14 protein-coding genes, 1 tRNA gene and 2 rRNA genes (1 of these 17 cut by a window edge) are annotated in these 19,135 nt (G+C 55.9%); 10 read left to right on the top strand and 7 right to left on the bottom strand.

Translation table 11 applies throughout. The annotated features are described in order from the left end of the window. Positions 1 to 25 precede the first annotated feature (25 nt). The 7 genes from DQW77_RS04385 (at position 26) to DQW77_RS04355 (ending at position 9,587) form a co-directional block, all read left to right on the top strand. Positions 26 to 1,288 carry a hypothetical protein gene (locus tag DQW77_RS04385; protein ID WP_113256964.1) on the top strand — a complete coding sequence of 421 codons (1,263 nt, stop codon included), beginning with the start codon at positions 26 to 28 and terminating at the stop codon, positions 1,286 to 1,288. 12 nt (positions 1,289 to 1,300) lie between these two features. Then, complete coding sequence (locus tag DQW77_RS18000; protein ID WP_147094926.1) at positions 1,301 to 3,727, top strand: hypothetical protein; 2,427 nt, start codon at positions 1,301 to 1,303, stop codon at positions 3,725 to 3,727. A gap of 149 nt (positions 3,728 to 3,876) precedes the next feature. Next, the gene (locus DQW77_RS04375; protein ID WP_181711193.1) at positions 3,877 to 5,649 is read left to right on the top strand and encodes a type IV secretory system conjugative DNA transfer family protein; all 1,773 of its coding nucleotides are present in this window, start codon (positions 3,877 to 3,879) and stop codon (positions 5,647 to 5,649) included. Further along, entirely contained in the window at positions 5,649 to 6,143 is a 495-nt protein-coding gene (locus tag DQW77_RS04370) for a hypothetical protein (RefSeq protein ID WP_113256961.1), read from the top strand. Before DQW77_RS04375 ends, DQW77_RS04370 begins: the two co-directional genes overlap by 1 nt. A gap of 30 nt (positions 6,144 to 6,173) precedes the next feature. Continuing rightward, a complete protein-coding gene (locus DQW77_RS04365) occupies positions 6,174 to 6,431 on the top strand; it encodes a hypothetical protein (protein ID WP_113256960.1) in 258 nt (85 codons plus the stop codon). Further along, positions 6,428 to 6,682, top strand: a complete 255-nt coding sequence (locus tag DQW77_RS04360; protein ID WP_113256959.1) for a hypothetical protein — start codon at positions 6,428 to 6,430, stop codon at positions 6,680 to 6,682. Before DQW77_RS04365 ends, DQW77_RS04360 begins: the two co-directional genes overlap by 4 nt. Before the next feature lie 55 nt (positions 6,683 to 6,737). Next, positions 6,738 to 9,587 carry a LamG-like jellyroll fold domain-containing protein gene (locus tag DQW77_RS04355; protein WP_113256958.1) on the top strand — a complete coding sequence of 950 codons (2,850 nt, stop codon included), beginning with the start codon at positions 6,738 to 6,740 and terminating at the stop codon, positions 9,585 to 9,587. 15 nt (positions 9,588 to 9,602) lie between these two features. Here DQW77_RS04355 and DQW77_RS04350 read toward each other — a convergent pair whose 3' ends face one another. After that, entirely contained in the window at positions 9,603 to 10,553 is a 951-nt protein-coding gene (locus DQW77_RS04350) for an ArdC family protein (RefSeq protein ID WP_113256957.1), read from the bottom strand. Between the two features lie 659 nt (positions 10,554 to 11,212). On the opposite strand from DQW77_RS04350, the gene DQW77_RS04345 reads away from it, so the two are divergent. After that, positions 11,213 to 11,572 carry a hypothetical protein gene (locus DQW77_RS04345; protein ID WP_113256956.1) on the top strand — a complete coding sequence of 120 codons (360 nt, stop codon included), beginning with the start codon at positions 11,213 to 11,215 and terminating at the stop codon, positions 11,570 to 11,572. A gap of 253 nt (positions 11,573 to 11,825) precedes the next feature. Here DQW77_RS04345 and DQW77_RS04340 read toward each other — a convergent pair whose 3' ends face one another. The 3 genes from DQW77_RS04340 to DQW77_RS04330 are packed head-to-tail and all read right to left on the bottom strand — an operon-like array spanning position 11,826 to position 13,629. Then, positions 11,826 to 13,094, bottom strand: a complete 1,269-nt coding sequence (locus DQW77_RS04340) for a site-specific integrase (RefSeq protein ID WP_220124944.1) — start codon at positions 13,092 to 13,094, stop codon at positions 11,826 to 11,828. Beyond that, positions 13,091 to 13,324, bottom strand: coding sequence for a hypothetical protein (locus DQW77_RS04335; protein WP_113256954.1), 234 nt, complete (start codon positions 13,322 to 13,324; stop codon positions 13,091 to 13,093). The genes DQW77_RS04340 and DQW77_RS04335 overlap by 4 nt, the downstream gene beginning before the upstream one ends. 23 nt (positions 13,325 to 13,347) lie before the next feature. Next, positions 13,348 to 13,629, bottom strand: coding sequence for a hypothetical protein (locus DQW77_RS04330; RefSeq protein ID WP_147094925.1), 282 nt, complete (start codon positions 13,627 to 13,629; stop codon positions 13,348 to 13,350). A 340-nt stretch (positions 13,630 to 13,969) separates the two neighbouring features. Between DQW77_RS04330 and DQW77_RS04325 the strand changes: the two genes are divergently transcribed. Both DQW77_RS04325 and DQW77_RS04320 read left to right on the top strand, forming a co-directional pair. Next, positions 13,970 to 14,161 carry a hypothetical protein gene (locus DQW77_RS04325; protein ID WP_113256952.1) on the top strand — a complete coding sequence of 64 codons (192 nt, stop codon included), beginning with the start codon at positions 13,970 to 13,972 and terminating at the stop codon, positions 14,159 to 14,161. Between the two features lie 277 nt (positions 14,162 to 14,438). Next, positions 14,439 to 16,178: a recombinase family protein gene (locus DQW77_RS04320; RefSeq protein ID WP_309301305.1), complete on the top strand. Its 1,740-nt coding sequence runs from the start codon at positions 14,439 to 14,441 to the stop codon at positions 16,176 to 16,178. Here the strand turns inward: DQW77_RS04320 and DQW77_RS04315 are convergent. From DQW77_RS04315 to DQW77_RS04305, 3 genes are all read right to left on the bottom strand, one after another. Next, positions 16,135 to 16,211, bottom strand: a tRNA-Met gene (locus tag DQW77_RS04315). The two genes, DQW77_RS04320 and DQW77_RS04315, sit on opposite strands and share 44 nt — an antisense overlap. Positions 16,212 to 16,290: 79 nt before the next feature. Further along, a 5S ribosomal RNA gene (rrf, locus tag DQW77_RS04310) occupies positions 16,291 to 16,405 on the bottom strand. A 102-nt stretch (positions 16,406 to 16,507) separates the two neighbouring features. Continuing rightward, a 23S ribosomal RNA gene (locus tag DQW77_RS04305) occupies positions 16,508 to 19,135 on the bottom strand; it runs 816 nt beyond the window's last position.

Genomic DNA, 19,135 nt, shown 5'->3' with positions numbered 1-19,135 from the left:
CAATCACGTCAGCAGGAGGCTCGTGATGCTAGAAATTGGAAAGACATTTGGCGTGTTGCTTCTTGCCGGGAGCGTTATTGCGGGTACATCGCTTCACGCCGAGGAACAGTTCGGAACGATGGAGGGCATTTCGTTCTTTTATCCGGATGATTTCGCTTGCGGACAGAACGTCATCGTTAAACTCAGAGCCGATAGCGCCGCACCTTTCACAAATGGCGAATTGATGAACAAGGTTGCCTCACAACTCGCTGGCGCGATGGCATTCGACTGTGCCGACGCCGAGAACATCAAGATGGACGGGTTTGTCGCCGAGGAGCTCATCTACTCGGCAATAACGTCGAAGGGATCGGACTGGGCCGTTCTTGTGCGGATGGCTCCGGAAAATGTGCAAACTGGCTCAAGAAAAAACGATACTGACCACGCCACGTCTACCGGCGGAGTTCTCCCAACACTGCCTTCAGCGGAAGACACGCCGGTCGATGCGCAGTCTACGACAACGCAGCAAACCGGATCAGACAATCAAGCGATGGATCGTCTTCGTTCGATTGGACAGCAAGGGAATGAACCACCTTCCGGGGACGGCTTGGAAAACATTGACTATTCGTTCTTCAATCAGCCGGAATTGATTGAGGCGTTTCACAGCGGTGACCTGGACGCCATCGATAGAAGCAACAATTCGGTGTTCTTCTATATCAATGGATTCAACAAATTCTTCGGCAACACGGTCAATTTCATAGATCAATCGTGTGTGCGTTTGTACGATGCAACTCTCGACAAGAGTACGCTTAAGGTGATGTACGGAAATATTGCTGGCGGGGGATCGGTCGAAGAGCAAGGCGCGCAGACGCTTCAGCAAATGTTAGACATGTTTGTTAATATGCGTAATTCTGGCGTGGACGGGATGATTGATCAATTTGGTGCGGTCGATGTTTTGCTCCAACAGGGCGAAAAAGACGCGGCAATTCTGGCGGGTGAGTATTCGTGCAAGAGTGAATTTGCAAAGCGTACATATTTTAATATGGCAGCTTTCGCGAACAGAACGGCCCCGAAAATGTCGCCGAGCGTTATCCGTCGCAAGAAAATCGAAGCGGCGCAGGTCAGCATGACCAAAAGATGCCAGGATCGTTTTGCAAATAATGAGTTCTGTGGCTGCCTTGTTGAAGGCATGCAGAGCATGGAAATTTCGGTGGAAGCTTGGGAGAGTGCTGGCACTGACCTGGCCAATCTTGCGTTCATCGCAGCTGATCCCATGGTTGGCCGCAAACTCGTGCGCACCTGTAGCCAGTAGGGAGGTGCAGCTATGCTTAGATTTGTCGCCAACTTCTCCGTTGCCGTCATTATTATGCTGTCAGGCGGAACTGTCCATGCACAGCAAGCCAGCGGAGCTTCCGGGCAATGGCATAGTACTTACGAATGCAAAAGCGGCTCCAAACAGCTTCAGTTTCGTTTGGACATTGCTATCCCGAGACATGACGAGACCCTGCTGTTTGTCCGCCATTATCAGAAAGAGAATGGAAATTGGTCGCTTTATCGCGATGTAATTCTTCAAGCAGATGCGCCGCTCAATCCTTCAGCACAGCGTCTGGACAAGATTCACAAGTCACGCGGTGTGCGAGCGACCAGCTTTGCATACCATCCTTCGCAGGACCGTCTGGTCACTGATTTCGATAATTGTAAGGACGTGACGCTCCAACGCGTCCAACTTGACAGCCCCGCTCCGGTACTTGGTAACTGGGAAATTGCGTTTGACGGTTGCAGAATGGGTCGGAGTGCAGGCGCACTTTCGGGAACCGCAAACATCGAACTTATTAGCGACGGTTCCTTCGCAGCTGACTTGGAATTCACAGAAAAAACCGAAGATGAGGGTAAGGGCCGCGCTTTGTACCTGGGCTCGTTCGACCCGGGAAGCGACACCCTCAGACTAACTGAAGCTACAACCGCCCGTACCTTGCGAGACGGCAGCCGCCGGACTTCCCGGTCGTCTCCGAACGATCTCGAATTACGCATCAATGCCGATGGCAGCTTGTCAGGTGTGAGTCAAAACTGCCGGGAGGCCACCTTCTATCGGCAAGGACAAAAACCCACAGTAATGGAGGCGTCCGAAGTACTCGCGGGAGAATGGGAGGGACGTGCGACATGTGGCAAGCAATTTCCCGTTCTTATGACCCTTCAGGAGCCGACTGGAACACGGATCAATGGTGAAATCTCCTATTTCCCCGAGAATGCAGTTAACGGCGGCTCCTTTACGCAGAAGCTCGTAGGCGAATTCGATGCTGAAGCCCGGCAAGCGCGGCTAGTCATCGCAGAACAGTCACGGTTGATAGGCGGACCACGGTCATTTGCGCCTGGAGAGTTTGTTCTTTCTTCAGGTCCTGAAAACGGTTCTTGGACGGCTGCGTACTCCGGCGGCAGTTGTAGCACCATGACCGTGAGCCCTGTGACTGAGGACAGTCTTTCGCGCCAGCCCACAGCTATGGCTTCAGACGGCGGAGCGTATTTCTCTGCCCGTGACACGAGGAGCCGATGCGAAGCGGCTGCAGCCTGGCTCGCAAAGTTCGGAACTGAATATCCGAGACTGGCAAACGTCAACACTTCCACCGATCAGCTCTATCCTAGAATGGTATTACTGTTTGCGGATGATGATTTCGTACCGGTTTTCGGACAGTCATTTGATACTATGCTGCTCGATCAGCGACGCAAGGCCGCCAACGAGATCAACAACCAATGTGCGCGAGACCCGTTTTTCCGGTCGGAATTTGAACTGTTCTCGACAGTTTCAAGAGCGTTGCGACAGGACCCCGACCGTCCCCTTACGAGTTTTGGCATCCCGGCTGTTTTCCAAAGTATTCGAGACACGCGCGTTTTGCGTCATGAATACGCGGGTACAATGGCTGCCATTAACAATCAGACACCGCTGGAAGAAGCCGCCTCCAAGCTCAGTGTCATTCTTTCTGATCTTCAGTCACGCTCTAATATCGTCTGGCCGAGTGAACATGACGATATGACTGCCGAGATTGATGCCGTTTTGGGCGACCTGGCTTGGCGCGACGCACAGATCGCGTTCGAGAACCTGTCAGCGATGTCAAAAACCAATGAGCAATTGTCTAAGATGACTGCGGCAGCCAGAGGGAATACACCTTATCATCAGTTCCTAAGCGAAACTGAAAGGAATAAGCTGCGGAGCAATTATGCCGCTGCCCAAAATGAAATTGTCTCTCCGATTCTTCAGCCAGTAATGAATGATGTCGAAGCTCTGCCAGATTCCCTGGACAGTTTCCCGCGTTTGGACAGTTCAGAAAGCTCGGCGGAACCAACCCTTGCATTGATCCTCGATGAAGTTGCCAACCCGTATCGCGCCGTGATTGAAGACAAACGAACGGCGCTCTTTGAAAATTTGGTTACGGCGGCTTGGAGAGAATTTGAAGAGCAGCCCGAAACGAAAGCTGGTCTTGCAATGGGTGCAGCTTGGCTCGACAAGTTCGAGTCCGACTTTGCAGTTTTCTCAGACCGCCAATTGTACGATGCAACGATAGAAAGATTTCGCTCAAGGCGTAACCATATGCTAGCAAACGTGGTTTCGGAATTCGAACGCGAAGCACGTCTGGCGAATGCCAATGGTAATGGGGAGATGCTTCCAGAGATCATGGCAGCTTTCCTAACGTCAAGGATCGACAAAAAACTTCCTGCTTCCTTAGAGTATGACATCGTTCTGAGATTTCTCCAGTAGCGCTTGGGGACAGGAAATAGCCCCGCGCGAGGGATTACCCGCCTTCGCGGGCACAGGCTCTACCCTCCGGCCAAGACGACAGGCTTGGGGCAGCGTCGCTGCCTAGAGCCCGATCCCGAAGGGACGCGCCCCAGTCCTCTTCCCGCTCTGTGATCCGCATCATCCTGATCTCGAACGCCGGATTAAGCGGTGGTCCGAATGGTTCTATGGCGTCTCGCCCATGCCCTGTGTCCAGCTTGTGTCCAAGACTTTTTCGCGATCGTGCCCTTAATAGGAAGCCAGCACCAAAACGAAAGGGTCGCACAATGGCTGGCAGCTTCCTTGCATATACCGCCGCAGGCGTTCTGGGGCTCGGGCTTCTGAGCTGGCGCTTTAACAAGGATCGCACGACCTTTGGCAGTGCCAGCTGGCTCAAGCCCTGGGATGCCATGAAGGCTGGCCTGTTCAAACAGCGCGGCATCCTGGTCGGTGACTGGACCGGTCTTCTGCCCGTCTATTACCAGGACACCCATGCCATCACCTGCGGCGAGTCCGGCAGCGGCAAAGGCGCCTGCGCCATCGTGCCGAACATGCTCACGGCGCGTTTTGCCTTTCTCAACGATCCCGGCGGCGAGAACACCGCCATCGCGATCAAGGCCTGGCGCAAGAAGGGCTATGAGGTGATGGTCATCAACCCGTTCGGCATGTTCACCGAAGCGCCGTGGGCGTTGCCATCGCACGGGTTCAATCCGGTCGATACGCTCGACCCGAATGAACGCACCTTTGCCGCAAGCGCGAAGCTGATCGCCGAGCAGCTGATCTCGCGCAGCGGCAATGAGTCCGGCAATAGCAAGTTCTTCAAGGATGCCGCCGAAAGCTTCTTGCAGGCTGCGCTGATGTTCATGGCGCGCCACTACCCCAAGGAAGACCGCCATCTCGGCACGCTGTTCGATCTGGCCTATGCCGGTGCCGATGAATGGGAAGAGTTGCTGCAAAGGATGCAGGGCCGCCCTGACTGTCAGGACATTGTCGGCAAGATCGCATCGGCGATGGAACGGCGCGAAGGACAGGCGTCCGAAGAATTCTCGGCGATCATGTCCACGATCCAGCAGGATTTGGCGTGGCTGGGCGATCCGGTCGTGCAGGAGAACCTCAAGCACAGCGATGTGGATTTTGCGGCGCTCAAGGGCACGACGAAGGACGGCAAGCGCGTCAAAGGCGCGATCATCGCGGTCGTTCTGCCGCTGGAATTCAATGAAAGCCACGCGGCCATCCCGCGCCTTGCGCTTGGCTGTGCCATCCAGGAGATGCAGCGCCTGCCGACAGCGCGCGAGAAAGTGCTGTTCATCATCGATGAGGCGGCGGCGCTCGGCAAGGTCACGCGGTTTCCGAACTGGCTGGCCACGCTGCGCAAATACAATGTCGTACTCTGGCCGATCTTTCAGAATTTGGGTCAGGTCGAAGACCTCTATGGCAAGGGCTGGCAGACCTTCCTTGCGAATTGCGGCCTGCGGCAATTCATCGGGGTCGGTGATCTGCAAACGGCAGAGCATGTCACCAAGCTGCTCGGCCAGTTGACGGTGAAAACCCAGAGCCTGAACCATGAGGGGAAGCTGACCGAATCCGAAGCGCGCCGCGCGCTGATGGATATCGATGAAATCCTCTATGCCCCGAGCAAGGATCAGCTTGTTTTCACCAGCAAGAACCGCCCGAGGGTGCTCAAAAAAACGCCCTATTGGGTGCGTCCGGAACTGCGCGGGCTGTTTCACCGCAACCCGTACCGGAAGAAGAAGAGCCCGTTCACCTTCGGCACCAGCGTCAAGGTGCTCAAAGGTCAGCTTTTCTACGCGCTGATCTGGCTTCTAACGCCGCATCCGGTTGCCTCGGCCCTGTACCTGACCTGCGTTGCCGGTCTCGCCGCACACTATTGGGGGACTTTCTGATGGAATTTATCCTTGTGCTCTTCCTCGCCCTGGTGATCTGGGCGGGGATCATCTTCGCCGCCATCGGCATCCTCGCTGCGCTCGGCAGCGCAGTCCTGCTGTTCGTCCGGTTCGTGCTGCCCCAACTTCTGCTCACGGCGGCCGCGCTCACCCTGCGCGGCGTAACGGCAGCCACAATCATCACCATCGCCGCCTTGCGCGAAATGACCGGCCATGCCGCGCGCGGCGTCGCGATCTGGGAAGATCAGCCGCAATGGCAGCAGCAAGCGCAAGAACGCGTGCGCCAGGAACAGAGCGTGCCGGTCATCGATAGCTGGGAGGCCGCCTGTACCTTGCTCGGCCTGCCGCCCGGCGGCTTCGCCAAACCGGAGCTATCGCGCGCCTATCGCCGAGCCATCGTCACCGCGCACCCGGATGTGGGCGGCAACCCGGCGCTCGCCAAGGCGCTCAACGTCGCCCGCGACCTGATCCGTCAGCAACAAGGCTGGGCGTAACGCCCGCCCGAAACTAGAAGGAGCAAGACAATGCACGAACAGGCACACCACATACCGAACCCGACAGCACAGCCGATCGACACCAAGGCCCTCGATCAGGCGTCCGACGACGCGCTGCACGAACTGATCGGCAAAGCGCAGGCGCTGCTCACCGATCGTGAGAACAGCCGCAAGCGCGAGGCCATCGCCAAAATCAAGGAACTCGCCAAGGCCCATGACCTGGATGTCGCCATCGAACCGAGGAACACCAAGCGGGGCAAGCGCCAGAGAAGAAAGGAGACGTCATGATTGGGTACTTCTACACAGTTGATCTCGGCGAGACCTACGGGCCCAAGCTCGAACGGCTTGCCTATCAGGCATCTTACGATGACCGGGAGGCATTCGCAGCGATGGTGCTCTCCCATGCCCTCATCCAGTGGGAAGAGCGAGAACGGCTAGAGGACGAGGCGCAATCGCAGCGCCTCGCGCAGCCGTGCTTCTTCAAGGCGGGGCTGATGCGCGATCCGACGCTGCTTGACGAAGAGGAAATACCTTTTTGAGGAAAAGGGCAAATTCTTAGTGTTTTAATAAGTCTTTGCATTCTATAATGAAAGCATGGGCTTAAGGCTGTTTTTGACATTTATACTAACCTTTATACTCGCGCCGTCACTGGCGCGGGCGCAATGTGCCAACCCTGCCGGGAACCAGGCAGAAATCATCTACAACACCACGCACAATGTGCCGCAGTATTGTGACGGTTCAAACTGGATCGCAATGGCAGGACAGGCACCGGAACCGACAGGTCCTCAAAACTGCCCAAGCATCGGTGACACCTGCGATGATGGCTCGATCTACGCGGGTCCAAGTCCTGACGGAAACGTCGCGATGTACACGACGCCTGCGGATGCGGCCTCAACCTACACCTGGAATGACGGCACGAGCAATTACACGGACATGTCTATGGCAAACTGTACGGATACCTCACCCGGCACGGCGGCAACGTGTCAGACGGGTGAAGCGAACACGGCCTTTCTGGTGGGTGCCACGGGCGAACCGGATTATCCGTTCGCGGCGGCTGCATATTGCGACGGGCTATCGGCGCATGGCCATGATGATTGGTATTTGCCTGCTCAGGATGAGCTAAACGTGCTTTATACCAACAAGAACACGGGCGATCTGAACGGGACATTTGACGAATCGGGTGTGTATCCCGACGGGTTCTACTGGTCTTCCTCGGAGAGCCTTACCAGCCGTGCGCGGAACCAGAGATTCAGCGTTGGCAGCCAGAACGACGGCACTAAGAACACTGGGCACGCCGTCCGCTGTGTCCGGCGGCATGAGGCTGGCGAAGGGGTCAGTCAGCTGACCGAAGTCGTCCCCGACGGCCTCATCGGTCACTGGCGACTGGATGAAAGTGATTTCCCCTATAAAGATTCCTCAGCCACAGCAGCCGATGCGATCAATTCCGGTGGAACCGACCCGTTGTCCGTTCTGGCACGAATTTCAAAAGGCCTCAACTTTCAGAACACCGGTCTTAGCCGGATAAGCACTGCAACATCATCTATCTATGCAAATTTGACCGTCTTCACGATCTCTGCCTGGATAAAGTCCGATGATGTTGAAGGAGGAGGCCACAATGGTATCGTCGAGATTGAGGGTATTGGATCGCTGGCTAACGGGTTTAGCACGAACCGACTCGCCTTTAGGGCGAACGGTTGGGATATCCAGAACGGGAATTGGTATGTCTTTAATGAACTCGTCTCAGGACAGTGGCACCATGTCGCCGCGACGTATGATGCGACGGCGCCGGCCGGTACCAAGCCAACAATTTGCGTGGATGGAGTCTGTGATGATAACCCAAACGGGGCTTTTGCAAGTGAGGGTAGTTTTATAAATCCTGTAACCAGCATTGTCACTATTGGTGCTATCGAAGTCAGTGGCTGGCGCGGATTTAATGGTGATATTGATGATGTTAGGATTTACAATCGCATTCTTAGCACATCTGAAATCCGCGAAATCTACCAAGCCCGTGACGGCATACGGTACAACGAAGCGCACCGCGTGCCAGAGTTTTTCGATGGAAACCAATGGGTCTCCATGACTGCTCCATGGCCGGATGTGACGGATGGCTTGATTCTGCACCTGAAAATGGATGAGGCTGAGGGAACCACAATTGTGGATACCGTAAATGGCCTGAGCTTTGATATAGAAAACACGAACGCGGATACAGCCATCACGCGAGGACCAGTGTCCAATGCCTTCGATTTTGTACATCCCGACGCGCGCCTTTACGCGCTTGACCCAAACGTACAGGATTTGCAGGATTTATTCGCAGGTGGCGGCAGTTTTGCGTTCTGGCTCAATCCACAAACGGATAATAGCATTGTCTACCAACTTTTGGGGCATAACGTGCGGTTGAGGCCCGGAGCATCGGGTGAGAGCGGGTTCTGGTTTACACAGATTTTCTCGGGTAGCTCCGCCCAATGGCGGACTCAAAACACAACGCCCGACATCCCGCTCAACAATTGGAGTCATGTCGTATTAGTCTACAATAGTGATGACACTGAGAATGATCCGGTGCTCTACATCAACGGCATTGAGGCCACGCCGTTGCCGGAAACAACGACGCCAGTGGGTATAGCCCTTTCTCCGGTTGACAACAGGTTTGCAATTGGTGCTGGAATTGTTGACACAGCTCCTATGGAAGGAATGGTCGACGATTTTCGCTTCTATGATCGCGTGCTTTCACAAAACGAAATCGAGGCTCTTTACAAAATGGGCGCGCCTGTCGGCAGCAGCACCGCCTTGCCGCAAGGTTGCCCGAATATCGGCGATGTGTGCGATGATGGTTCGATTTATGCGGGGCTAAGCCCCGACGGAGACGTAGAAATGTTCACAACACCTACGGATGCGCCGAGCATATACACTTGGAATGACGGCTCGGGTAATCACACCGATATGTCGATGACGAACTGTACGGACGCCTCACCCGGCACGGCGGCAACGTGTCAGACAGGTGAGGCAAACACCGCGTTTTTGCTAGGCGCGACGGGCGAGCCGGATTATCCGTTTGCGGCAGCAGAGTATTGTGCCGGGCTATCGGCTCATGGCTATGACGATTGGTATTTGCCCGCGCAGGATGAGTTGAACGTGCTCTACACCAATAAGAACACGGGTGCTCTGAACGGGACATTTAACGAAACGGGTTCGTTGCCCGCCGGGTTTTATTGGTCTTCCTCGGAGAACGCTAGCGGCAATGCGCGGTATCAAGGATTCAGCGGTGGCTTTCAGGGCTTCAACGATAAGGCCAGTCAACTTGCCATCCGCTGCGTGCGCAAAGGCCCCGCACCGCGCTGCGCCAACCCGTACGGTCTGGAAGGCAATATGGTCTACAATACGACGCATGACGTCGTGCAATATTGCGATGGCGCGCGCTGGGTGGCGATCGGCAAGCGCGGACCATAGCATGCTTGAGGCCGCCTATGCGGCGGCCTCGTCATCTTTGGCGATCACCGTCTGCAAATCATGCAAGAAGTCCGCAGCGCGCTGCGCGTGGGCGGCGGCGGTGAAGATGGCACGCTTGTCGTCCTTCAGGACTTTCAGCCAGCTGCCGATATAGGCGGCGTGGTCTTCGCGATCTTCGAGGGTGATCCCGAGATCAGCGCAGAGGAAGGCGGCGCCCAGTTCGGCCACAAGTTCTTCGCGGGCATATCCGGCATCGCCGAACTTCTCGCGCCCGAAGTTGCGATCCAGGCGGCGCTTGTGCCGCGTCCAGTGCGTGCATTCATGCGCCAGCGTCGCGTAGTAGCTCTCGGCATCGCGGAAGCTCTCGAAGACCGGCATCTGGACGTAATCCTCCGGCGGGCAGTAATAGGCGCTGCTGCCGCCATGGCGGATATCGGCGCCGGTCTCGGCGAAGAACGCGTCGGCTGCCGCGATCCGCTGATCCGGATTGAGCTGCGTCTTGGCCGGTGCGTAATAGTGATCCGGCAAGCCCTCAATCTGCTCGATATTGAAGACCGTGTAGCCCTTCATGAAGGGGATGGTCTGATCGATTTCCTCGCCCGTGGCTTCGTCGAGCTCGGTGCGCGTAAGCGTATTGGCGTAGACGACCGGCGATCCCTTTTCGCCCTTGCGGACATGGCCGCCAAGTTCGCGGGCTTGCTTGAAGGTCATCCAGATCGGGGCGGCGAAGTGGCGCTCCATCGATGAGGCCCAGAGGGTCAGAACGTTGATGCCGCTGTAAGGCTGGCCGTTGTGACGGAGCGGGCGCGAAACAGGGCCTGCGGCGTGAGCGGCATTCCAAGGCTGCGTCCAGGGTTTGATGCCCTGCTCCAGGGCGGTGATGATCTGATCGGTGATGCGGGTGTAGATGTCTGCCCGATTATCCGGGCGGTTGCTGGTGCGGTTGGTTTTGTTCTTGCGGGTCATGGCTGTCTCCTTCCGTTTGGCGTTTCCTCAAGACGCGTCACGGAAAGGACGGGGGTATTAGACGACTGGTCACCCGCCGACGCCCTTCAGGGCTATGGCGCGGTTTACGGCCAACACGGTCTGACGGAACCGCAGGTGAAGGCAGATGGTGCGGGCAAGCCGTTGACCGGGCGGCGCCCCCGGCCAAGGATGCGTCAGAGATTGAGGAACGCCCTTACGGAAGGTGCCATGACCACGCCGGACAAAGACGCACCGGCAAGCACGGTTCGGGGCTGGAACACTCGCCATACCGATCATGGCCGCCCGATGGTGGCAAAACCCACACGACGTAGCGACGACGCTCAGGCCTGTGCAAACCCCTTCGCGCTCACGGCTCAGCGGCTAGACACGGCATAACGAGGAGGCTGGCCATCTTTGCCAGATGGAGTGCGGTCGAACACGATCACTGAACCTTCAAGCCCGTCGAACCGGTCAAGCAAGGCTAAAGCGAAAGGCTGCCAAGTTGATCGCCATCGATTCCGCCACCAACAAAGCCAAGGCAAACAATCAGACCGGGAAGCCTTCAGAAGCACGCGAGATTGTTTATGATCGGGTAGATTGAGGCTGTTCAGCAATGCGCTGACCGGCATGCCAAGGGACCGGATAGAAGGAGCGCAGAGATGATGTCGAACAAAACGATGCAGAAACTGGCCACATTGGCATGCGTTCTCCTGCCTGCCGCTGCGGCCGGTGCCGATACGAGCTATCCGGACTTTGCCGCGATGGACATCGACGCGCGCATTCTGGTCATCCGGGAAGAAATGCATCTCCGGCTTCAGGAGGCCGAGCAGGACGCGCCGGTGAAAGCAGCCTGCATTGCCGAACTGTTCGCGCCACAGGGGGATGGACAGCTATCGCTTGGCTATCGCACGGCCATTGAAGCGGTGGAGTTCGGTGCCGCTCGATACGTGACGGATGACGACGCACAAACGGTCGAAGAAGCCGTCACGCAGATGATCGCGCTGTTTTGCCCGATTTGATGAAAAAAAGCCGCAATCGATCCGGCCACAACGCGGCCACAAACATTTGTGGCACAAAAAATACAATGGCGGATTCATGCGGGTTTCAGCGGACTTCTGATTTGTGGCAAAAAAATGCGATTTCGGCTAATTTCAGCGCCGATAATTGAGCTAAGTTATTGATTTTATTATGGTCGGAGCGAGAGGATTCGAACCTCCGACCCCTTGCACCCCATCGTTAACTATTGGCTTTAAGTCAGGGTGGATAAGGGTTTCAGGCCACAGGCTCGCCACAAAAATCGGGCATCATTCCACCAAGCATTCCCACATTTGAAATTTTATCATCATCCGCATCTTTGAGCAAATGACCGTACGTATTTAATGTCGTCTCTATATTATTGTGGCCCATTAGGTCTTGAATCTTTTTCAAATTCACTTGGCGCTCGATCAACATCGATGCAAAGAAGTGCCGCAGGTCATACGGTCTGTAGCGCGGCTTCTCGATTTTATTCCCATTCTTGACTTCGATATCGACAAGACCGGCCTTCTGGCAGGCGATGTTGAAACCTCGCCGCTGCCAGTTCTTGCGGCATAGCCATTTTCCATTATGTGCTGGGAACGCAAGGTCATACTCGTTGTCGATCGAGTACTGCTCAATGTAGTCGCGTATCATCTCGATTGTGCTGGGCGAGATATCTATAAAGCGACGACCGGCCCGAGTCTTGGTCACGGATAGGCTGCGTCCGCTCCCATCAATGGCGCGCTCAACCATGACGCCGTTGTCAGCAATACTGCTTCGGCTCAGCGCCAGATATTCTTGCGGTCGCATGCCTGAGTCTACCGCCAGGTACAAGATTGGTCGGTAGCGCTTCCAAGTCGCCGCGATCTGGGCGTTCCTATCATTTGCGAGCTCGTCCGCGGCCCGAAGCAATGCCATAATCTCTCGCTTGCTCGGGATGTTTGGCGGCTCCTTGTAGCGCGAGTCCTGCCGGATACTGATCCCGGCGCCGACATTGTGCGGGATGACTCCGCGAATGGTCATCTCCTTCAATACAGAATGCAATGCCGACATAACCTTACCGGCCGTATCCCGGCTGATGTCGTTAAGAAGCAGCCATGAACGAAAAGCAACGACATCTGGTGCCGTCAGTGCCTGCAAGCTTTTTGGCCAATCATATGCGAGGATATATTCAGCTCGATAGCTGTAGTTCTTGTACGTACAATACGTGATGGGTTCCCGGCCATTCAGTCCTTCCTTTTCACAAATCCGTAGCCACCATTCGGTTGCTTTGGGAACTGTGTTGATATCCGGGTGGTTCGATATTGATGCATTTTGCGTCTCTCCACTTTCAAGGAAGGCCCGCGCCGCTTTCATCGTATGGAACGTTTTGTACCTGTATCCTGACTTTGCCGTCGGGCATGCGTAACGTACTTGGTATGTGGTTCCGTTGGGTTTTTCCCTTTTTCTAATGTCTGCCATGAATTCAAATTGTTTGCTCTTAATCGGTTCATTTCGGTTCAAATAGGGATCAAATTCTATCAACTCCTGACGTTGTTTTCTGCTTCGACTTGCGCTCGCTGATAGATATCCACAAGAGTTCCACGTTCGATTTTCAGTCGCCCGTCGATCGGGTCCACGAAGAAGGGCAGCTTGCGCTTGCCGTTCGGGTCTGGATCGGCGGCACGCTTGATCTGGCGTTCGTTTAGCTCGATCCCCATCTCTGCGAGTACTTCACGGGCTTGAGACAATCCGATGTAGCACGGCGGTTTCATGCGATCTCCTTCCCGACAGCGCCTTACGGCTCATAGTCCTGGCAGGCAGGACGAAAGTGCCGCGTGTGCATACGGTAGATCGGTTTTCCGTCATTCAGGCTTTTCAGGGGCGCAACCTCACCGAACTCGTTGCTCAGGCTAAGCTTGAGCATCGGGGCTTTGATATATTTGACGCTGTAGGTTTCTTTGAGAACCTGAAGGTCAGTCCAAAGCGCCTGCTTGAGCTCGTCGAGCGTCATGATGCCCATGGCGGTGTAGTCTACCGTTAATTGCGGAGGCCTATAGGGCTTCTGTCTTTTCGTCATTTCGAGTATCCATAATAAAATTCATTAAAATATATCTCAATTTTGCCCCTGCTCGCGTTAACGTTCCGTTAATTTTCTTGGGCATTTTATCTTTTCCGCGCCTGCGAAACGCGCGCTGACAGCCTGCTTGCGACGATCCCTGACGTGGCAGTCGCCGGTGTGCGGCGCAGCATGCTTTCGCGAATTGTACCTGCTTCTGCTGATCTTTTTGCGGTCTCTCCGGGCATCGCCTGCCATCTCTTCCCGCCCATGAGGGCCTTCTTCCTGCCGATGATGATGGTGGGGGGACGGCGAAAGGCCTCGATGGTCGGGGCCGAGAACGACAGACAAGGAGAGACCCATGTCAAAGATATTCACAGCCGCAGCCCTTGATCACTACAGCGTGCCGGAACTGCGCACCCTGTTCCGCCAAGCCCAGCTTGATCTTGCCGCAAGCGAAGCTGAAACGCCCGAGCGCCGCGACGCTCTTGCCAGCCTGGAAAACATCAGCCGCGCCATCGCAAAGCGCACGGCATCCATGCCGACGATCTAAGCATCGCGACACACTGATCCCGCACTCCGTTGCGGGATCAGCTTCATTGGGGTCGGGCATGTCCAGCTTGTGTCCATGCGCGACGTCGGCAATGGCGCTATCTTTAGGCCATGCCCGCAAGAAAGCCTGACCATACAGCGCACAAGCAGAGCGCCCTCCCCGCTGAAACGGCGGACAAGATGCGCGCGCTGGTCAGGACTCTTGCCAAAATGGCGGCTGAAGCGGATTATGAGGCGAGCAAAACCGAAATATCGCATCTTCCGAAAGGCTCATCCTCATGAGCGCCACGATGATTCCAGCCGTCATATACGCTCGCTATTCGACCGATATGCAATCGGCCTCCTCGGTCGAAGACCAGATCAGGCTGTGCGCTGAACGCGCTGCCCGCGAGGGCATGGCGGTGACGCAGCACTATGCCGATCACGGCATCTCCGGCGCCAGCCTGATGCGACCCGGTGTCCAGCAGCTCTTGCAGGATGCCATGGCTGGCAAGTTTCAGGTGGTTTTCGCTGAAGCGCTCGACCGGATATCCCGCGATCAGGAAGACATCGCCGCCGTCTTCAAGCGGCTAAGCTTTGCAGGCGTGCAGATCATCACACTCAGTGAAGGGGCGGTCAGCGAGCTGCATATCGGCCTGAAGGGCACGATGAATGCGCTCTTCCTCAAAGATTTGTCAGACAAGACGCGGCGTGGCCTGCGGGGCCGTATCGAGGCAGGCAAGTCCGGCGGTGGTAATTCCTACGGGTATGATGTTGCCCGCAAGGTCAACGCTGCGGGCGAGCCTGAACGCGGGGATCGCAAGATCAACGAAGCTCAGGCCGATATCGTGCGCCGCATCTTCAACGAGTATGCTGCGGGCACGTCCCCGCGCGTAATCGCGAAGACGCTGAATGCCGAGCATGTGCCAGGTCCGACCGGCAAGACATGGGGGCCGTCCACGATCCATGGCAACAAGGATCGCGGCACCGGCATCCTGAACAACGAGCTCTATATCGGGCGGCTGGTCTGGAACCGCCTGCGCTACGTCAAGGACCCCGAGACGGGCAAGCGCCTGTCGCGCCTGAATCCAGCCGATCAGTGGATCGTGCAGGATGTGCCGCATCTGCGGATCATCGAAGATGATCTTTGGCAGAAGGTGAAAGCGCGGCAGGACGCCACGGCGCTCGGTAAACATGACAAATCAAAAGCAGAAGGTTTCTGGGACCGCCGCCGCCCGCGCTTCCTGCTTTCCGGCCTGATCAAATGCGGTTGCTGCGGCAGCACGTTCGTAAAGATCAGCCAGCAACATTTCGGCTGCGCGAGCGCCCGCAACAAGGGCACCTGTGAGAACAAGCGGACAATCCGCCGCGATGTCCTCGAAGCTTCTGTGCTCAATGGTCTTCAACATCATCTGATGGATGAAGAGCTGTTGACTGTGTTTTGCGAAGAATACACGCGTCACCTGAATGCGCTGCGCATGGCCGAGAGCGGCAACCGCGCGAAGGATGAAGCGCGGCTTGCCAAGATCATCCGTGAGCTTGACCGGATGATCGATGCCATCTGCGACGGCGTGCCTGCCGAGCGTGTGAAGGATCGCATGATTTCACTGGAAGCCGAGCGGGCCGAAGTCGAAGAGCGGCTGAAGGCGGAACCCAAAGAGGAAAAGCCGCTGCTGCATCCGTCCATGGGCGCACGGTACCGCAAGTCGGTTGCCGAGTTGCGCACAACGCTGGCTGATCAGTCAGCCCAGCATGAAGCGGTGGAGATTCTGCGCAGCCTGATCGACCGGATCGTCCTGCACCCCTCGTCCGATGAGCCTAGTGGCTTCGTCATGGATATCGAGGGTGATCTGGCAGGCATTCTAAGCCTATGCCAGACAAGCAAAAAGGCCGCCGGGCTTTCGCCGGACGACCTTTTGCAAATCAAGCTGGTTGCGGGGACTCGATCTGGACATGATTTGCAGGACGATGACGACACCGACCTGCAAATGAAACTGGTTGCGGGAGTAGGATTTGAACCTACGACCTTCAGGTTATGAGCCTGACGAGCTACCGGACTGCTCCATCCCGCGCCAATTCCTGCTGTCCCGCAGATGATCCATGATCCGGGACACATCGAAAGAGAGATATCAAGATAGAGGATCTTTCTAGGTTTGGCAGCGACCTACTCTCCCACGTCTTGAGACGCAGTACCATCGGCGCGACAGCGCTTAACGGCCGGGTTCGGGATGGGACCGGGTGTTTCGCTTGTGCTATGACCACCAAACCGAGAAAGATCCTCTTATCCAAGCCAAGCACACCGGGTTGTATGCTCTTGTTCCGTAGAATGCGCGACCGCGCATATTGCCATGTCTGGCTTCTACTGGATCAAATCAAGCCTATCGGACAATTAGTACCGGTCAACTGAACGCATTGCTGCGCTTACATCTCCGGCCTATCGACGTGGTGGTCTACCACGGTCCTCAGGGATACCTTGTTTTGAGGGGGGCTTCCCGCTTAGATGCCTTCAGCGGTTATCCTGTCCGATCATAGCTACCCTGCACTGCGGCTGGCGCCACAACAGGTCCACCAGTGGATCGTTCACCCCGGTCCTCTCGTACTAGGGGCAACTCCTCTCAAGTATCCTACACCCACGGCAGATAGGGACCGAACTGTCTCACGACGTTCTAAACCCAGCTCACGTACCTCTTTAAACGGCGAACAGCCGTACCCTTGGGACCTGCTCCAGCCCCAGGATGAGATGAGCCGACATCGAGGTGCCAAACACTGCCGTCGATATGGACTCTTGGGCAGTATCAGCCTGTTATCCCCGGCGTACCTTTTATCCGTTGAGCGATGGCCCTTCCACTCGGGACCACCGGATCACTATGGCCGTCTTTCGACTCTGCTCGACTTGTCAGTCTCGCAGTCAGGCTGGCTTCTGCCATTGCACTCAACGAGCGATTTCCGACCGCTCTGAGCCAACCTTCGCGCGCCTCCGTTACGCTTTAGGAGGCGACCGCCCCAGTCAAACTACCCGCCACGCAGGGTCCCGGATCCGGATTACGGACCGCGGTTAGACATCAAGAGTGCGAAGAGTGGTATCTCAAGGATGGCTCCAACGAAACTGGCGTTCCGAATTCAAAGCCTACCACCTATCCTGCACATCACAATCCTGATGCCAGTGCGAAGCTGTAGTAAAGGTGCACGGGGTCTTTCCGTCTAACCGCGGGAAGCCTGCATCTTGACAGGCAATTCAATTTCGCTGAGTCGATGTTGGAGACAGCGGGGAAGTCGTTACGCCATTCGTGCAGGTCGGAACTTACCCGACAAGGAATTTCGCTACCTTAGGACCGTTATAGTTACGGCCGCCGTTTACCTGGGCTTCAATTCGGTGCTCTCACACCTCCTTTTAACCTTCAGGCACCGGGCAGGCGTCAGACCCTATACGTCGTCTTGCGACTTCGCAGAGCCCTGTGTTTTTAGTAAACAGTCGCCACCCCCTGGTTTGTGCCCCCAGCCAATACTTGCGTAGAAACTGGGCCTCCTTCTCGCGAACTTACGGAGGTATTTTGCCGAGTTCCTTCAACATCGTTCTCTCAAGCGCCTTGGTATTCTCTACCAGTCCACCTGTGTTGGTTTAGGGTACGATCTGATGGAGGTGCTATTTCCAGGGACTGATCAGCGGCCCGCCCAATCCGATAAGGGCGAACAACCTTCACAATCCGTCACATCCTCCTGGCTCAGGAATATTAACCTGATTCCCATCGACTACGCCTTTCGGCCTCGCCTTAGGGGTCGGCTTACCCTGCTCAGATTAGCTTTAAGCAGGAACCCTTGGACTTTCGGCGACAGGGTCTCTCACCCTGTTTGTCGCTACTCATGTCATCATTCTCACTAGTGATCTCTCCACCGGATGGCTCACGCCCCGGCTTCATCGAAAGCCTCTCTCCTCCAATACGGGCGAACCCGCCGAGGAGGAATGAGACTATGTCACACTACGCTCTGCTACCATGCCTTACGGCATCCTAAGCTTCGGCTCGTGGCTTGAGCCCCGTTACATCTTCGCCGCAGGACAACTTGTTTAGACCAGTGAGCTGTTACGCTATCTTTAAAGGATGGCTGCTTCTAAGCCAACCTCCTGGTTGTTTTGGTCGTCCCACCTGCTTTCCCACTTAGCCACGAATTGGGGGCCTTAGCTGTAGGTCAGGGTTGTTTCCCTCTCCACGACGGACGTTAGCATCCGCCGTGTGTCTGCCATCTAGTACTCCCCGGTATTCGGAGTTTGGTTAGGATCAGTAAGCCTGTGGGGCCCCATTACCCATCCAGTGCTCTACCCCCGGGGGTATTCGGATGACGCTCTACCTAAATAGATTTCGCAGAGAACCAGCTATCTCCGAGTTTGATTGGCCTTTCACCCCTAGGCACAACTCATCCCGATCTTTTTCAACAGATGTGGGTTCGGCCCTCCAGTAAGTGTTACCTTACCTTCAGCCTGGTCATGCCTAGATCACTCGGTTTCGGGTCTGATCCATCCAACTCGACGCCCTATTAAGACTCGCTTTCGCTGCGCCTACACCTAACGGCTTAAGCTTGCTGGATAGACCAAGTCGATGACCCATTATACAAAAGGTACGCCGTCACAAGACTGGACACTGATGACAATCATTTCGTGGGAATGGACACGCGCACATGCACGCTCTCCAATCCGGGGTTGTTGCTGTAAAGGCCGGCATTCGATCTGTGATCGAACCCGATCCCGATCCGCAGCCCTTGCCGGTTCCGGTAACCGATTTCGATTCCTGAGCGGAATTCGATCGGCCCTCCCAGGTCGACGCCGTCACCTTCCTCGTAGAGGCCGGTCATCGCGTGCAGTTGCAGAAACATGTTTTCGAACGGTGTTGGAACGGTATAGGCGTGGCCTATCCCCGCCCAAAGCTCTCCGTCGCTGGAGGCCGAGGCACCGTAAACAAGTTGGAACGGACCGTTTGCGATGCCCGTATCCCGTCGGAAATAA

It is taken from the genome of Roseovarius sp. TE539 (assembly GCF_003298505.1).
Classification (GTDB): domain Bacteria; phylum Pseudomonadota; class Alphaproteobacteria; order Rhodobacterales; family Rhodobacteraceae; genus Roseovarius.
This window is presented reverse-complemented; position numbering and strand designations above follow the sequence as displayed.

What these genes read in the sequence shown, in the direction of transcription:
- DQW77_RS04385 (WP_113256964.1), top strand. Translation starts at nt 26, where the DNA reads ATGCTAGAAATTGGAAAGACATTTGGCGTGTTGCTTCTTGCCGGGAGC.
- DQW77_RS18000 (WP_147094926.1), top strand. Translation starts at nt 1,301, where the DNA reads ATGCTTAGATTTGTCGCCAACTTCTCCGTTGCCGTCATTATTATGCTG.
- DQW77_RS04370 (WP_113256961.1), top strand. Translation starts at nt 5,649, where the DNA reads ATGGAATTTATCCTTGTGCTCTTCCTCGCCCTGGTGATCTGGGCGGGG.
- DQW77_RS04365 (WP_113256960.1), top strand. Translation starts at nt 6,174, where the DNA reads ATGCACGAACAGGCACACCACATACCGAACCCGACAGCACAGCCGATC.
- DQW77_RS04360 (WP_113256959.1), top strand. Translation starts at nt 6,428, where the DNA reads ATGATTGGGTACTTCTACACAGTTGATCTCGGCGAGACCTACGGGCCC.
- DQW77_RS04355 (WP_113256958.1), top strand. Translation starts at nt 6,738, where the DNA reads ATGGGCTTAAGGCTGTTTTTGACATTTATACTAACCTTTATACTCGCG.
- DQW77_RS04350 (WP_113256957.1), bottom strand. Translation starts at nt 10,553, where the DNA reads ATGACCCGCAAGAACAAAACCAACCGCACCAGCAACCGCCCGGATAAT.
- DQW77_RS04345 (WP_113256956.1), top strand. Translation starts at nt 11,213, where the DNA reads ATGATGTCGAACAAAACGATGCAGAAACTGGCCACATTGGCATGCGTT.
- DQW77_RS04335 (WP_113256954.1), bottom strand. Translation starts at nt 13,324, where the DNA reads ATGAAACCGCCGTGCTACATCGGATTGTCTCAAGCCCGTGAAGTACTC.
- DQW77_RS04330 (WP_147094925.1), bottom strand. Translation starts at nt 13,629, where the DNA reads ATGACGAAAAGACAGAAGCCCTATAGGCCTCCGCAATTAACGGTAGAC.
- DQW77_RS04325 (WP_113256952.1), top strand. Translation starts at nt 13,970, where the DNA reads ATGTCAAAGATATTCACAGCCGCAGCCCTTGATCACTACAGCGTGCCG.
- DQW77_RS04320 (WP_309301305.1), top strand. Translation starts at nt 14,439, where the DNA reads ATGAGCGCCACGATGATTCCAGCCGTCATATACGCTCGCTATTCGACC.